The organism is Klebsiella sp. X1-16S-Nf21 (assembly GCF_002837615.1).
Classification (GTDB): Bacteria; Pseudomonadota; Gammaproteobacteria; order Enterobacterales; family Enterobacteriaceae; genus Klebsiella; species Klebsiella variicola.
Genome location: NZ_PJDK01000010.1, coordinates 20569 through 36097 on the forward strand (window position 1 = coordinate 20569; position 15529 = coordinate 36097).

Below are 15529 nucleotides of genomic sequence, written 5' to 3' on the forward strand. Positions count from 1 at the left end.
TATACGTTTAGACGTCCAGATGTAAAAATGACGGAAAAGCGCGCGGGCGTCAATAGAAAAATCTGCGTAAAGAGTGAGGAATAGGCCTCTAAAATGAAAAAAATTCATCTTCCGACCAGAACTGATGCCGTGCAGGAAGAATTCGACCCGATGAAATTTGAAGCAGTTCAAAAAACCAACATCTCCCCATGATTGCCAGAGCGATTGTGATTGCAGCCGCTTATAGCTTGGTTCACATTAAGTAGAACGTTCTACTAGAACGTTCTACTTACGCAATAATGCTTATAAAATCTATTCGGGGATATCACCATGAGTCTGTGGTCAGGGTTCATAAAATCATTATCAAAACTGTCGATGATCGGCCGCGCCTTGATGCTGCCGATTTCGCTTCTCCCGGCCGCCGGCTTACTGTTGGCCTTCGGGGATAAATTCCATATGCCGCTAATGATGAACGCCGGCGGCATCATTTTTGATAACCTGCCAATGCTGTTCGCGATTGGTTCCGCTGTGGGGCTGGCATCAGAATCGGGCATCGCTGCGCTGTCGGCAGCCGTTTCCGTCTTTATCACCAACATCACCATCAGCACTGTGCTCGGCATTACCCCGGAGATGGCCTCTCAGGGCGGAAAATACGCCATGGTCGTTGGCATCCCGACGCTGCAGATGGGGGTTTTCGGCGGGCTTATCTGCGGTATTCTCGCGTCGTGGTGCTATAACCGCTTCCATGCGATGCAGTTGCCTGAATTCCTCGGTTTCTTCTCCGGTAAGCGCTTCGTGGCGATCGCCACGGCGTTTCTCTCGTTTATTCTCGGCCTGCTGTTGCCTTATGTCTGGCAACATATCCAGGCCGGTATCGACTCACTGTCGATGGTGGTGAATGGCGACAACCAGGCCGCATCGACCTTTATTTTCGGCCTCGTTGAACGGGCGCTGATCCCGCTGGGGCTGCACCACATCTGGTATCCGTCCTTCTGGTACTCTTTCGGCGATTACACCACCCAGGCAGGCCAGGTGATCCACGGCGACCAGACCATCTGGTTTAAGATGCTGGAAGAAGGGGTGAAATCCTTTAGCTCCGACAGCTACCAAAACGCCGGTAAATTTATGCAGGGGGAATTCCCGCTGATGCTGTTCGCGCTGCCGGCCGCCTGTCTGGCGATGTATCACGAAGCGCATACTAAGAATAAAAAAATCGCGGCCGGTATTCTGTTCTCCGCCGCGCTGACCTGTTTCCTGACCGGCATTACCGAGCCCGTAGAATTTACCTTTATCTTCGTGGCGCCGATCCTGTACATCTTCAACGCCATCATGGCGGGGCTCTCGTACATGACGATGTATCTCCTGCATGCGCATATCGCTAAATCTTTCTCCGCAGGGCTTATCGACTATATCTCCTTCGGTATTCTGCCGTCGCTCAACGGCTATCAAACCCACTTCCTCAACGCGGTGATTGTTGGCGTGCCGATGGGGCTGATTTATTATTTCACCTTCCGCTTCGTTATCCGCCGTTTCGATGTGAAAACGCCGGGCCGCACCGATATCACGGTCACTGCCGACGATAAAACCGATGCGGAGCTGGCGACCGAGATCGTCAATCTTCTCGGCGGTTCACAAAATATCGATTCCGTCGGGGCCTGCATCACCCGCCTGCGCCTGGAAGTGGCTGAGCGCGATGCGGTTGATAAAGATGGCCTCAACGGCATCGGCGCGCGCGGGGTGGTCTTCGTCGGCGATAACGGCATCCAGATTATTTTTGGCGCCAGAGCGCAATTTATCGCACAAACCATGTCGGGGATGATTGGCAAATAACAAGAAGGTGTTATGGTGTGGAAATAGGCTTGCCGTGGGTAAGCCTATGTCTGCGATCTGACGGTTATACACGCGTTGTCATGGAGCGATTTTGAAGAAAGTCAGCATTATAGATGTGGCGAAACTGGCCGGCGTCTCCGTTTCGACGGTCTCGCTGGTATTACGTCAGAAAGGGAAGATCTCCGACGCGACCATCGAAAAAGTCAACGCGGCCATCCAGGAACTTGGCTATGTGCATAACGTTGCCGCCGCTAATCTCCGCGCCAACACCACCAACCTGATCGGCCTGATCCTGCGCGACTTCAACGACAGCTTTTCCATCAAGGTGATGGCGAATATCGTCCAGGAGCTCGAAAAGCAGGGCTATATGGTCATTCTCGGCCAGCCGCGCGACGATCATGACTATCTGGCCCGCTGCCTGCTGTCGTTTAAACAGCAGGGCGTCGCCGGCGTGATATATCTTGATGCCGACACCACCAGCAATGCGTTGCCCGAGGCCTTACAGGCATGTCCGCTGCCGCTGGTCGCGGTCTCGCAAACGCTGCTCACCGGCCACCATGATCAGGTGGTCCGCGATAACCGCCAGGCCGCCAGCATCGCCACCCGTTATCTGATTGAGCGCGGCCATCGCTACATTGCCTACATCGGCGGACAGGATAACGACCTGATCCGTCAGCAGCGGCTGCTTGGCTTATTCAGCACACTGGAGAAGAACGGCATGACGGTGCGGGAAGAATTTGCCCCCGCCTGCAGCGACAACACCCAGGCCGCCAGTATCGCCACCCGCCAGCTGCTGGAAAAAAATAATGCCATTACCGCCCTGCTGTGCCACTCGCCTGATGCAATGATTGGCTGCCTCAGCGGCATTCATCAGGTTGGACGCACGGTGGGAAAAGATGTCTTTCTCACTCAGCAGGTGGCGCTGGTGGGTTTCGAAGACATGATGCACGTGAATTTAACCTCGCCATCCTTCACTTACGTCTCTTCCGCCAGCGAAGAGACAGGACGTCAGGTTGCCTCGCTCATTATCCGCAAGATCAAAGAACCTGCCCTGCCGACCCAGCGCATTACCCTTTCCGGACAGCTGGTGGCTCGAGAGTCAGCCTGAGGCTAGCGCGTCGTCAGATGGTCATCCAGCAGAGGAAGCCATTGCTGCACGGATTCTGCCTGGTGAGGCGCATAGACCACGCCAAGGCTTAACGGCATGCTGTCGCCTTCAGCGACAGGACAGAACACCACCCCCTGACGCTGGATCGCGGAAAAGGACGCCGGCAGGAGGATCATGCCTTCGCCACGCGCAATACGCGCCAGCAGCACATCATGTTCGGCAGGCTCTTCCACGTAAGCGGGGGTATAACCAGCCCGGTCGAAAATACGTCGCGTGTAGTCAAAGAAATCGGGATTGCGCTCGCGTTTAAACCAGAACAGCGGCCGATGATTGAGCGCGCGTAGCGTTAACGCTGGTCTGGCGGCTTCCGGCCAGGAGACAGGCAATGCCGCGATGAGCGGCTCCTGATATGGCAAAGGATGCAGGTGCAGCCCTTCAGTATTCAGCGGCAGCGCGACCAGCGCCGCATCGAGTTTGCCTTTGCGTACCTGCTGAGTCAGTGCCGGTGAGGCGTGGCGGGTAATATGCAACGTGCGGGTATGATCGCTCAGCGCAGATTCAACGGCGGCGAAAATGCCCTGTTCAAAGGCGGTGGTCAATCCCAGACGCAAGGGCTGCGGCGAGTGAGCGGAGAGCTGGCTCAATGCCGCCAGCGTGCGTTCCTGGAGCACCAGCAGAGGTCGAATCATCTCCAGCACCTCTCTTCCCGCGTCGGTCAGGATCAAGCCTTTGCTGTGGCGCTGAAACAGCGTCACCCCCAGCTGCGCTTCCAGATGGCGGATATGGCGGGTCAGCGGCGGCTGCGAGATAAATAACCGCTGCGCCGCCCGGCTGATGTTATTTTCCTCCGCCACCACGGCAAAGGCGCGCAGCAGGCGAATATCCAGGGAATGTAATCGCGAAGTTGTCATACTGAAAAGGTATCACGAAAAGGGTATTACTCAAGTCCGGCACACTTCCCTACCCTTCCTCTCAACGCTTCATCACAGAGAGGAAAAAATGATGTCCAGCGAACGTTATATCACCGGTCAGGAAATGCTGCAGCGGGTGGATGGCCACGGCGGGGAAGCCGTCGTCGACAGCCTGCAGGATATCGCCCCCGATTTCGCCCGCTATCTGATTGAGTTCCCCTTCGGCGATATTTACGCCCGGCCGGGGCTCGATTTACGCAGCCGGGAAATCGCCACTATTGCCGCGCTCACCGCGCTGGGTAACGCCGCGCCACAGCTGAAAGTACACATTGCCGCAGGATTAAATGTCGGCCTGACACAAGAGGAGATTACGGAAGTGATCATGCAGATGGCGGTCTACGCCGGATTCCCGGCGGCGCTCAACGGCCTGTTTGCCGCTAAAGCGGTTTTTGCGACGCACTAACAAAAAAGACCAGGCAGCGCCTGGTCTTTTTCTCGGAACTACAGCAGCTGCGCCAGACGGTTAATATCCGACTGGATCGCCCCGGCGGTCACATCGCGCCCGGCGCCGGGTCCGCGGATCACCAGCGGGTTATCGCGATACCAGCGGCTTTCGATGGCGAACACGTTATCGCACGGCAGCAGCGCCGCCAGCGGGTGCTCTTCACGTACCGCTTCCACGCCGACGCGTGCTTTGCCGTTAGCATCAAAGCGCGCCACGTAGCGGAGCACCAGCCCCATTTCGCGGGCCGCCTCCAGGCGCTGCAGCATTTGCTCGTTCAGCTCTTCGCCATTTTCAAAGAAGTGATCGACCGACCCCTCTTCGCAGTGTGCAGGGACCAGTGATTCCACACGGACCTGATCCGGTTCGATGTCATAACCCGCTTCCCGCGCGAGGATCACCAGCTTACGCATCACATCCTTACCGGACAGATCGACGCGCGGATCCGGCTCGGTCAGCCCCTGCTGCCAGGCCTGGTCCACCAGGTCGGTGAACGGCACGGTGCCATCAAACTGCAGGAACAGCCAGGAGAGCGTTCCCGAGAAGATACCGCTCAGGCCGAGGATGGTATCGCCGCTGTCGATCAGATCGCGCACCGTATGGTTCACCGGCAAACCCGCGCCAACGGTAGCGTTATACAGCCAGTGACGACCCGTCTTCTCAAACGCGTCGTGGATCTGGCGATATTTATCACTGCTGCTGGCGCCCGCCAGCTTGTTGGCGCTGATCACATGGAAACCATGGCTGGCGAAATCAAGGTACTGGTCGGCCAGCTGTTCGCTGGCGGTGACGTCCAGTACCACTAAATCATCGTACGGATGCGCGCGCATCCACAGGAACAGCGACTCTTCATCCTGTTCCACCGCTTCATCGTTGAAGAAGGCCAGCGCCCGGCTGGCATCCAGCCCGTCGTAGTTCAGCAGGCTGCGTTTACTGTCGACTACGCCGGCGAGAACAAACTCGAAGCCAGTACGCGCCGACAAGGTGGTTTGTTCGCGGGCAAACAGCTCCAGCCAGCGGGAGCCAATGTTCCCCTTGCCGAACAGCATCAGGCCAATACGCTTCTCTGCACGAAACAAGGTCTGATGCAGCCCCTGGATCAGGCTTTCCGTTGGTCCGGCGCGCAACACGGCTACCAGACTGATCCCCTCTTCGGACTGCCAGGTGAACTCCACCGGTTGCCCTTTCAGTTGCTGCCAGAAACGATGGCAGTGCAGTGGGTTACGGGTGACACCCGCGCCCACCATCGCCACCAGCGCCAGCTTCTGACGCAGACGCAGCTCGCCCGGCAGACCCGCTTCATCGAGCAGCTTCAGCGCGCTGTCGGCGACCTCGGAGGTATAGCAGAACTGCAGCAGCTTACGGTCGGCATGGACGCCAACGGCTAACGGGCGCAGCTGGGCGCGTTTGAGCAGGGCGTCCAGCTCTTTATGCGCCAGTTTGAAATCATGGCTGGCCGGCACCTGGAACTCCACCAGACAGACGTCATCATGGCTGGTGACAATCCGCGCGCCAGTACCCGAAGCCAGCACGCGCTCAATGCGCGTAGAACCCTGTTCCGGCGTATAGCTGCAACGTAACTGCAGATCGATATCGCTGGCGGACACCGGCTGCAGCGTGCGGGCGTGGAGCACTGGAGCGGCCAGACGCGCCAGCTCGCTGGCTTCATCCAGACGCAGCAGCGGCAGCAGACAGGCATCTTTGACCTTACGCGGATCCGCGCTGTACACCCCGGCGACATCACTCCAGATGGTGACGCGAGAGGCGCCCGCCAGCGCGCCGATCTGCGTGGCGGAGTAGTCAGACCCGTTACGGCCCAGCAGGACGGTTTCCCCGGCCTGGTTGCGGGAGATAAAGCCGGTCACCACCAGACGCTTATTCGGATGTTGCGCCATCAGCTGTTGCAGCAGTGGATAAGATAATCCTTCATCCACCTGCGGCTGCGCGGCGCGTTCCGCACGCAGGAAAGCGCGAGCATCCAGCCAGGCCGCTTCCATACCCAGTTGGTTAAGGACCGCCGCCATCAGGCGTGCGGACCAGACTTCACCATGGCCGACTACTTCCGCATAAACCGCTTCGGTAACCCCGCCATCAAGCAGCCCTGCCAGACGCTCAAGGTCATGGATGAAGGCGGCAATTAACGTGTCAGCGGCCGCCGGCTCCACCAGACCGCCAATCAGCTCGGTCTGATAACGGCGAAGCGACTGCTGAACCTGATGCGCAGCAAGGCGATCGCTCTGGCTAAGTTTAAGCCAGCTGATCAGCTGGTTGGTGGTGCTGCCAGCGGCGGAGACAACCATCATGTCGCCCGCCTGCGAATATTCCTTCATGATCCCCGCGACGCGCAGGTAACATTTCGCATCCGCTAAACTACTCCCACCAAATTTGTGCAGCTGACGACCCTTCGCCCCTGCCTGCGCAATCACACTCATTTTTATTCCTCGTTTGCTGCCCGGAAGCCATTTTCCAGGTCGGCAATTAAATCTTCACCATCTTCAATACCGGTTGAAATACGCAGAAGCGTTTCTGAAATTCCGGCGGCGGCACGCGCTTCAGGCGCCATGCCGGCATGCGTCATCGTTGCCGCATGGGAAATCAGGCTTTCAACGCCCCCCAGCGATTCCGCCAGTGTAAACAGCGACAGCCCGCTCAGGAAACGGCGCAGCGTCTGCTCGTCACCGTCCAGCTCGAAGCTTAACATTGCGCCAAAACCTTTTTGCTGACGCGCCGCAATTTCATGCCCCTGGTTTTCCGGCAGCGACGGATGATACAGCTTTTTCACCAGCGGCTGGGTTTTCAGATACTCAACAATCGCCAGGGCATTACGCTGCGCCACTTCCATACGCGGAGACAGCGTCCGCAGACCGCGCAGCAACAAATAGCTGTCGAAGGCGCCGCCGGTGACGCCAATATTATTCGCCCACCATGCCAGTTCGGTGACAGTCGCCGGATCGTTGGCAATCACCACCCCGGCCACCACATCGGAGTGGCCATTCAGGTATTTAGTACAGGAATGCAACACCAGATCGGCACCCAGCGCCAGCGGGTTTTGCAGCGCCGGGCTCAGGAAGGTGTTGTCCACCACGCTCACCGCGCCTGCCTCACGCGCCAGACCACAGATTTTCGCAATATCCACCACCCGCAGCAATGGATTACTTGGGCTTTCGACCAGCACCAGCTTCGGTTTTTCCGCCAATGCCGCCCGCAGCGCCTGCTCATCATTTTGATCGACGAACTGGACGCGATAACAGCCGCGCTTCGCCAGGCTGTCGAACAGACGGTAGCTGCCGCCGTAGCAGTCGTGCGGCGCCACCAGCAGATCGCCCGGCTTAAGGAACACCGTCGTCACCAGCAGGATCGCCGACATACCGGTATTGGTCAGCACCGCGCCGGCGCCACCTTCCAGCTCCGCTAAGGCGCGCTGCACCACATCACGCGTCGGGTTGCCGCGGCGGGAGTAGTCGTGGGCGCGAGGTTCATTAAAGCCGGTGAAGTTATAGGTACTGGAAAGGTGGATCGGCGGGACAACGCAACCGTACTGCTCGTCGTCATTTAAACCGCTACGCACTGCGATGGTGGCCTGTTTACGCGTCATGTTGGGAAGTTCCTGGGCTGAATCGGTGAAAAGTCAGGCTCCAGAGTAAACATTGTCACAATAGACGTCAATACATCTGGACATCTAAACTTCTTTGCGTATAGATTGAGCAAAGTGCAAATAGCCGTTAAAATTATATGCATTAGCGCACGTCGGTAGCGGCTTATCTCATGTTAGAAAGCGCGCTCATACGGTAAACTACGCGCAATTATAGCCCGGGCGGAATATTCTGGCCCTTCACTAATAAACAGAGGATTAAGGTATCTCATGGCTGAATGGAGCGGCGAATATATCAGCCCATACGCTGAGCACGGTAAGAAGAGTGAGCAAGTAAAGAAAATTACGGTTTCCATTCCTCTGAAGGTGTTAAAAATCCTCACCGATGAACGCACGCGTCGTCAGGTGAACAACCTGCGTCACGCGACCAACAGCGAGCTGCTGTGCGAAGCGTTCCTGCATGCCTTTACCGGACAACCGTTGCCTAACGATGAAGACCTGCGTAAAGAGCGCAGCGATGAGATCCCGGAAGCGGCGAAAGAGATTATGCGTGAACTGGGGATCGACCCGGATACGTGGGAATACTGAGTTGATAAAAAGGGCGGAAGCAATTTTCCGCCCTTTTTTGTGTCCCGCCCAGGCTGGCGAGAGGCACAAAAAAGCCGCCCTGAGGCGGCTTCTTCTGGCAACTTACTTGCTGCCCGGGATGCTGAAGCGCTTGTTGAAGCGGTCAACACGGCCACCGGTAGCAACATCACGCTGTTTGCCGGTGAAGAACGGGTGGCATTTACCGCACACGTCGAGGTTCAGGTCGTGACCAACGGTGGAACGGATTTTCATGACATTACCGCAAGAACAGGTAGCAGTAATTTCTTCGTATTTTGGGTGAATACCTTTTTTCATGGGAGAACCTCAGTTAAGGCCGCGTCGCTCTTCCAGCCCTAACGCCAGACACCACGCGATATTAATAATTTCCCGTCGTCTTCCACGCTGCTGACAGCGCGAAGCGTACGGTAATGGTCAATCTCCAATGCGGTATAAAGTGCATTGAAGGCGGCGAATCATACAGAATTTGACCAGCATATGCAAACTGATCCGCGCCGCCTTATCGTAATGTGTATACTATCCCGCCAGATTTCAAGTCAGGAAGATGACATGCCCGTCGCCCACGTTGCCCTACCCGTTCCGCTACCGCGCACCTTTGACTATCTGCTGCCTGATGGCATGACGGTCAAAGCGGGCTGTCGGGTGCGGGTGCCGTTCGGCAAACAGGAGCGGATCGGCATTGTCGCGGCGGTGAGCGAGCGCAGCGAGCTGCCGCTGGATGAACTCAAACCGGTCGCCGAAGCGCTGGACGACGAGCCGGTCTTCTCTGGCACCGTCTGGCGACTGCTGATGTGGGCGGCTGAGTATTACCATCATCCGATTGGCGATGTGCTGTTCCATGCGCTGCCCATTCTGCTGCGCCAGGGCAAACCCGCCAGCGCGACGCCGCTGTGGTACTGGTTCGCCACCGAGCAGGGGCAGGCTGTCGACCTCAACGGTCTGAAACGCTCCCCAAAGCAGCAGCAGGCGCTGGCGGCGCTGCGCCAGGGAAAGATCTGGCGTCATCAGGTTAGCGAACTGGAATTTAATGAAGCGGCGCTGCAGGCGCTGCGTGGCAAAGGGCTGGCGGAGCTGGCCTGTGAAGCGCCCGTCCTCACCGACTGGCGCAGCACGTATTCGGTTGCCGGCGAGCGCCTGCGTCTGAATACCGAACAGGCCACCGCCGTCGGGGCGATCCACAGCGCTGCCGATCGCTTCTCCGCCTGGCTACTGGCAGGCATCACAGGCTCAGGGAAAACGGAAGTCTACTTGAGCGTGCTGGAGAATGTACTGGCGCAGGGGCGCCAGGCGCTGGTGATGGTGCCGGAGATCGGCCTGACGCCGCAAACTATCGCCCGTTTTCGCCAGCGCTTTAATGCGCCGGTGGAAGTGCTGCACTCCGGACTCAATGACAGCGAACGTCTCTCGGCCTGGCTGAAGGCGAAAAACGGCGAAGCGGCCATTGTGATAGGCACTCGCTCCTCGCTGTTTACGCCGTTTAAAGATCTCGGCGTCATCGTCATCGACGAAGAGCATGACAGCTCCTACAAACAGCAGGAAGGCTGGCGCTACCACGCCCGCGACCTGGCGGTATGGCGCGCTCACAGCGAACAGATCCCGATTATTCTCGGCTCGGCGACGCCGGCGCTGGAGACCCTGCACAACGTCCGCCAGGGCAAATATCGGCAGTTAACCTTAAGCAAACGCGCGGGCAACGCGCGTCCAGCCCAGCAGCACGTGCTCGACCTGAAAGGACAGGTGCTGCAGGCGGGTCTGTCACCCGCGCTGATCAACCGCATGCGCCAGCATCTGCAGGCGGATAACCAGGTGATCCTGTTTCTTAACCGCCGCGGCTTTGCGCCGGCGCTGCTGTGCCACGACTGCGGCTGGATCGCGGAGTGCCCGCGCTGCGACAGCTACTATACGTTGCACCAGGCGCAGCACCATCTGCGCTGCCACCATTGCGACAGTCAGCGCCCTGTCCCGCGCCAGTGCCCTTCCTGCGGTTCCACACATCTGGTGCCGGTGGGTATCGGCACCGAGCAACTGGAGCAGTCCCTGACGCCGCTGTTCCCTGGCGTGCCTATCTCGCGTATCGACCGCGATACCACCAGCCGTAAAGGGGCGCTTGAGGAACATCTCGCCGCAGTCCACCGCGGCGGCGCGCGCATTTTGATCGGCACCCAAATGCTGGCCAAAGGCCACCACTTTCCGGACGTGACCCTCGTCTCCCTGCTGGACGTCGACGGGGCGCTATTTTCCGCTGATTTCCGCTCCGCAGAGCGTTTCGCTCAGCTCTATACCCAGGTCTCCGGACGAGCGGGCCGGGCAGGAAAACAGGGCGAAGTGATCCTGCAAACCCACCATCCGGAGCATCCTCTGCTGCAGACCCTGCTGTATAAAGGCTACGACGCCTTTGCCGAGCAGGCGCTGGCCGAACGCCAGACGATGCAGCTACCGCCGTGGACCAGTCACGTGTTGATACGTGCTGAAGACCATAACAACCAGCAGGCGCCGCTTTTTTTACAGCAGTTACGTAATCTCTTGCAGGCCAGCCCGCTGGCCGACGATAAACTGTGGGTGCTCGGTCCGGTTCCGGCGCTGGCGCCGAAGCGCGGCGGCCGCTGGCGCTGGCAAATATTACTGCAGCACCCTTCGCGGGTGCGCCTGCAGCACATCGTTAGCGGTACGCTGGCGTTAATCAATACGCTACCGGAGGCGAGAAAAGTGAAATGGGTGCTGGATGTCGATCCTATTGAAGGGTAAGGCTTCTCTTGCGAGCCGGATCGAAAAATTCAACAAGCATCACGTTTTTCATGAAAATTCTGTAACTCACTGCCGCGACTATCTGATAAAAATGATGCAGCAGTTAGCGCGCAAGGGAAATGTCAGCGCCATTCAGCGAGGAGAAACCAGGTGAAGCCCAAAAAACAAGTGGTTGCCGCCACCATGAAAGACGTCGCCCTCAAGGCAAACGTTTCCACGGCAACCGTGTCCCGAGCGTTGATGAACCCTGATAAGGTGTCGCAAGCCACCCGTAACCGGGTCGAGCAGGCGGCGCTGGAAGTCGGCTATTTACCGCAGTCGCTCGGGCGAAATATGAAGCGCAACGAATCGCGGACGATCCTCGTGATCGTGCCGGATATCTGCGATCCCTTTTTTAGTGAAGTCATCCGCGGAATTGAAGTCACGGCCGCCGAGCACGGTTATCTGGTGTTAATCGGCGATTGCGCCCACCAGAACCAGAAAGAAAAAACCTTTATCGACCTTATTATCACCAAGCAGATCGACGGTATGGTGCTGCTCAGCTCGCGCCTGCCATTCGACGCCAGCGTGGAAGAGCAGCGCAATTTGCCGCCGATGGTCATGTCGAACGAATTCGCGCCGGAGCTGGAGCTGCCCACCGTCCACATCGATAACCTGACGGCGGCCTTTAACGCGGTGAACTATCTCCACGAACTGGGACACCAGCGTATTGGCTGTATCGCTGGCCCGGAAGATATGCCGCTGTGCCATTATCGTCTGCAGGGTTACGTGCAGGCGCTGCGTCGCAGTGGCATCACCGTCGATCCGCACTATATCGCTCGCGGCAACTTTACTTTCGAAGCCGGCGCCAATGCGCTGGAACAACTGCTGGCGCAACCTGTGCCGCCCACCGCGGTCTTCTGCCATAGTGATGTGATGGCGCTGGGCGCCTTGTCGCTGGCGAAACGCCGCGGCCTGAAGGTGCCGGACGACCTGTCGATTGTCGGCTTCGATAACATCGCGTTGTCTGAATTTTGCGATCCGCCGTTGACTACCGTTTCACAGCCGCGTTTTGATATCGGCCGTGAAGGAATGCTGCTATTACTTGAGCAAATGCAGGGTCATAATGTGAACAGCGGCTCACGTCTGCTCGATTGCGAACTGATCGTTCGCGGCAGTACGCAAAAAATCAGACGATAACCATCAGGCTTTCGGGCCTGCTCTTCTGGTCAAAGGCCCGCCGCTTAAGTAACATGGCGGGCTGACGAACAAATATAAGACAGCGAAACGATAGTGGCACAACGAGATTATGTACGCCGCAGCCAACCGGCTTCTTCGCGGCGCAAAAAGAGCACTACCCGAAGCTCAAGGAATAAGCAAAGCAGCCTTCCGGCGATTTCACCGGCGATGGTGGCGATCGCGGCGGCGGTGCTGGTGGCCTTTATCGGTGGACTTTATTTCATTACGCACCATAAGAAAGAAGAAGCGGAAGCGATGCAAAATCGCCAGGCCGCCGGTAACGGCTTGCCGCCAAAACCGGAAGAGCGCTGGCGCTATATCAAAGAGCTGGAAAGCCGCCAGCCTGGCGTCCGCGCGCCGACCGAACCGACCGCCGGTGGCGAGGTGATGAAACCGGAACAGCTGACCGACGAGCAGCGCCAGCTGCTCGCCCAGATGCAGGCCGATATGCGCCAGCAGCCGACCCAGCTGACCGAAGTGCCGTGGAACGAACAAACCCCGGCACAGCGCCAGCAGACGCTGCAGCGTCAGCGTTTAGCACAGCAGCAACAGCAGGCGCAACAGCAGCAGTGGGCGCAAACTCAGCCGCAGGCCGTGCAGCAGCAGCCGCGCGTCCAGCAGCCGAAGCCGGTGCAACAGCAACAGCCGAAGCAGACCGCGTCGAACCAGCAGCCGTACCAGGATCTGCTGCAGACGCCGGCGCATACCAATACCACGCAGCCACGTACGCAGGCCGCCGCGCCGGTAACCCGCGTGGAGGAAGCGCCGAAAGCCGCCGAGAAGAAAGACGATCGTAGCTGGATGATCCAGTGCGGCTCCTTTAAAGGCGCCGAGCAGGCCGAAACCGTCCGCGCTCAGCTGGCTTTTGAAGGGTTTGCTTCACATATCACCACCAACAACGGCTGGAACCGCGTAGTCATTGGCCCGCTGAAAGGCAAAGAAAGCGCCAACGAGATGATCACCCGTCTGAAGATGGCCGGACACGCGAACTGCATTCGTCTCGCCGCCAGGGGTTGAAACCCTCAAAATCCCCCCCATCTATAATTGCATTCGGCCCCGCGGACAGCGCGGGGCCCCTGTTCCGCTTTTGCAACCAAGGGGTCTGCTCGTGACTACAATTGTAAGTGTTCGCCGTAACGGCCATGTTGTTATTGCCGGTGATGGCCAGGCCACGCTGGGCAACACCGTGATGAAGGGCAACGTGAAGAAAGTGCGTCGTCTGTATAACGACAAAGTGATTGCCGGTTTTGCTGGCGGCACCGCTGACGCCTTCACGCTGTTCGAACTGTTTGAACGTAAACTGGAAATGCACCAGGGCCATCTGGTGAAGGCCGCCGTTGAGCTGGCCAAAGACTGGCGAACCGATCGGATGTTGCGCAAGCTGGAAGCGCTGCTGGCCGTCGCGGACGAAAACGCGTCGCTTATCATCACCGGTAACGGCGACGTGGTACAGCCAGAAAACGATTTGATTGCTATCGGCTCCGGCGGTCCTTACGCCCAGGCCGCGGCCCGCGCGCTGTTGGAAAACACCGATATGGGCGCGCGCGACATCGCCGAGAAAGCGTTGGATATTGCAGGTGATATCTGCATCTATACCAACCATTTCCACACCATCGAAGAATTACCTTCTAAAGCGTAAGGATCTCCCATGTCTGAAATGACCCCACGCGAAATTGTCAGCGAACTGGACAAACACATTATCGGCCAGGACGCCGCCAAGCGTTCTGTTGCTATCGCCCTGCGTAACCGCTGGCGCCGGATGCAGCTTAACGAAGAGCTGCGTCATGAAGTCACGCCGAAAAACATTCTGATGATCGGCCCAACCGGCGTCGGTAAAACCGAGATTGCCCGTCGTCTGGCGAAACTGGCCAACGCGCCGTTTATTAAAGTTGAAGCGACCAAGTTCACCGAAGTGGGCTATGTTGGTAAAGAAGTGGACTCGATCATCCGCGATCTGACCGATGCGGCGATCAAAATGGTTCGCATGCAGTCCATCGATAAAAACCGTTACCGCGCGGAAGAGCTGGCGGAAGAGCGCGTGCTTGACGTGCTGATCCCACCGGCGAAAAACAACTGGGGCCAGGCTGAACAGCCGCAGGAACCCTCTGCTGCGCGCCAGGCGTTCCGCAAGAAACTGCGTGAAGGCCAGCTGGACGATAAAGAGATTGAAATCGATCTCGCTGCGGCGCCGATGGGCGTTGAAATCATGTCCCCTCCGGGCATGGAAGAGATGACCAGCCAGCTGCAGTCCATGTTCCAGAACCTCGGCGGTCAGAAGCAGAAACCGCGTAAGCTGAAAATCAAAGACGCGATGAAGCTGCTGATTGAAGAAGAAGCGGCCAAGCTGGTCAACCCGGAAGAGCTGAAGCAGGAAGCCATCGACGCTGTAGAACAGCACGGTATCGTCTTTATCGACGAAATCGACAAAATCTGTAAGCGCGGCGGCAACTCCTCCGGCCCGGACGTGTCTCGCGAAGGCGTACAGCGCGACCTGCTGCCGCTGGTTGAAGGCTGCACCGTCTCCACCAAGCACGGGATGGTTAAGACCGACCACATTCTGTTTATCGCCTCCGGCGCGTTCCAGGTGGCCAGTCCGTCCGATCTGATCCCTGAACTGCAGGGGCGTCTGCCGATCCGCGTTGAGCTGAAAGCGCTGACCACCCATGACTTCGAGCGCATCCTGACCGAGCCGAATGCCTCCATCACCGTGCAGTACAAAGCGCTGATGGCGACCGAAGGGGTGAATATCGAATTCACCGAAGACGGTATCAAGCGTATCGCCCAGGCCGCGTGGCAGGTAAACGAAACCACCGAGAACATCGGTGCGCGTCGCCTGCACACCGTGCTGGAGCGTCTGGTGGAAGATATTTCCTATGATGCCAGCGAGATGAACGGCCAGACCGTCATTATCGATGCCGAATATGTGAGTAAACACCTGGATGTTCTGGTGGCAGATGAAGATCTGAGCCGTTTTATCCTATAATCCGGTGCAATGCATTTTCATCACTGTTGATGGGGGCTATAGCCCCCATTTTTAT

13 protein-coding genes are annotated in these 15529 nt (G+C 57.9%); 9 read left to right on the plus strand and 4 right to left on the minus strand.

Annotated elements, in window-relative coordinates:
* Positions 1–309: 309 nt before the first annotated feature.
* Both CW267_RS06900 and CW267_RS06905 read left to right on the plus strand, forming a co-directional pair.
* Positions 310–1809, plus strand: coding sequence for a PTS transporter subunit EIIC (locus CW267_RS06900; protein WP_047667236.1), 1500 nt, complete (start codon positions 310–312; stop codon positions 1807–1809).
* Between the two features lie 91 nt (positions 1810–1900).
* Positions 1901–2917 (plus strand): substrate-binding domain-containing protein, encoded by a 1017-nt coding sequence (locus tag CW267_RS06905; protein WP_032731553.1) that lies wholly within the window; start codon positions 1901–1903, stop codon positions 2915–2917.
* Between the two features lie 2 nt (positions 2918–2919).
* On the opposite strand, the gene CW267_RS06910 is transcribed toward CW267_RS06905, so the two are convergent.
* Positions 2920–3828 carry a LysR family transcriptional regulator gene (locus tag CW267_RS06910; protein WP_100781509.1) on the minus strand — a complete coding sequence of 303 codons (909 nt, stop codon included), beginning with the start codon at positions 3826–3828 and terminating at the stop codon, positions 2920–2922.
* Between the two features lie 91 nt (positions 3829–3919).
* Between CW267_RS06910 and CW267_RS06915 the strand changes: the two genes are divergently transcribed.
* The gene (locus CW267_RS06915) at positions 3920–4291 is read left to right on the plus strand and encodes a carboxymuconolactone decarboxylase family protein (protein WP_032439077.1); all 372 of its coding nucleotides are present in this window, start codon (positions 3920–3922) and stop codon (positions 4289–4291) included.
* 38 nt (positions 4292–4329) lie between these two features.
* Here CW267_RS06915 and CW267_RS06920 read toward each other — a convergent pair whose 3' ends face one another.
* Positions 4330–6762: a bifunctional aspartate kinase/homoserine dehydrogenase II gene (locus CW267_RS06920; protein ID WP_008807866.1), complete on the minus strand. Its 2433-nt coding sequence runs from the start codon at positions 6760–6762 to the stop codon at positions 4330–4332.
* A gap of 2 nt (positions 6763–6764) precedes the next feature.
* The gene (metB, locus tag CW267_RS06925) at positions 6765–7925 is read right to left on the minus strand and encodes a cystathionine gamma-synthase (RefSeq protein ID WP_008807867.1); all 1161 of its coding nucleotides are present in this window, start codon (positions 7923–7925) and stop codon (positions 6765–6767) included.
* Positions 7926–8192: 267 nt separating this feature from the next.
* On the opposite strand from metB, the gene metJ reads away from it, so the two are divergent.
* On the plus strand, positions 8193–8510 hold the full coding sequence (gene metJ / locus CW267_RS06930) for a met regulon transcriptional regulator MetJ (protein WP_004107547.1): 318 nt from the start codon (positions 8193–8195) through the stop codon (positions 8508–8510).
* A 102-nt stretch (positions 8511–8612) separates the two neighbouring features.
* On the opposite strand, the gene rpmE is transcribed toward metJ, so the two are convergent.
* Entirely contained in the window at positions 8613–8825 is a 213-nt protein-coding gene (gene rpmE, locus CW267_RS06935; RefSeq protein ID WP_008807868.1) for a 50S ribosomal protein L31, read from the minus strand.
* 252 nt (positions 8826–9077) lie between these two features.
* Here rpmE and priA point away from each other — a divergent pair, with 252 nt between their 5' ends.
* The 5 genes from priA to hslU all read left to right on the plus strand — a co-directional run bounded on the left by priA (position 9078) and on the right by hslU (position 15474).
* Entirely contained in the window at positions 9078–11273 is a 2196-nt protein-coding gene (priA, locus tag CW267_RS06940) for a primosomal protein N' (protein WP_016162052.1), read from the plus strand.
* A gap of 150 nt (positions 11274–11423) precedes the next feature.
* Entirely contained in the window at positions 11424–12452 is a 1029-nt protein-coding gene (cytR, locus tag CW267_RS06945; protein ID WP_002882921.1) for a DNA-binding transcriptional regulator CytR, read from the plus strand.
* 93 nt (positions 12453–12545) lie between these two features.
* On the plus strand, positions 12546–13508 hold the full coding sequence (gene ftsN, locus CW267_RS06950; protein ID WP_071599441.1) for a cell division protein FtsN: 963 nt from the start codon (positions 12546–12548) through the stop codon (positions 13506–13508).
* A 91-nt stretch (positions 13509–13599) separates the two neighbouring features.
* Positions 13600–14130 carry an ATP-dependent protease subunit HslV gene (gene hslV / locus CW267_RS06955; protein WP_002882918.1) on the plus strand — a complete coding sequence of 177 codons (531 nt, stop codon included), beginning with the start codon at positions 13600–13602 and terminating at the stop codon, positions 14128–14130.
* A gap of 9 nt (positions 14131–14139) precedes the next feature.
* A complete protein-coding gene (gene hslU / locus CW267_RS06960) occupies positions 14140–15474 on the plus strand; it encodes an HslU--HslV peptidase ATPase subunit (protein ID WP_008807871.1) in 1335 nt (444 codons plus the stop codon).
* Positions 15475–15529: the final 55 nt, after the last annotated feature.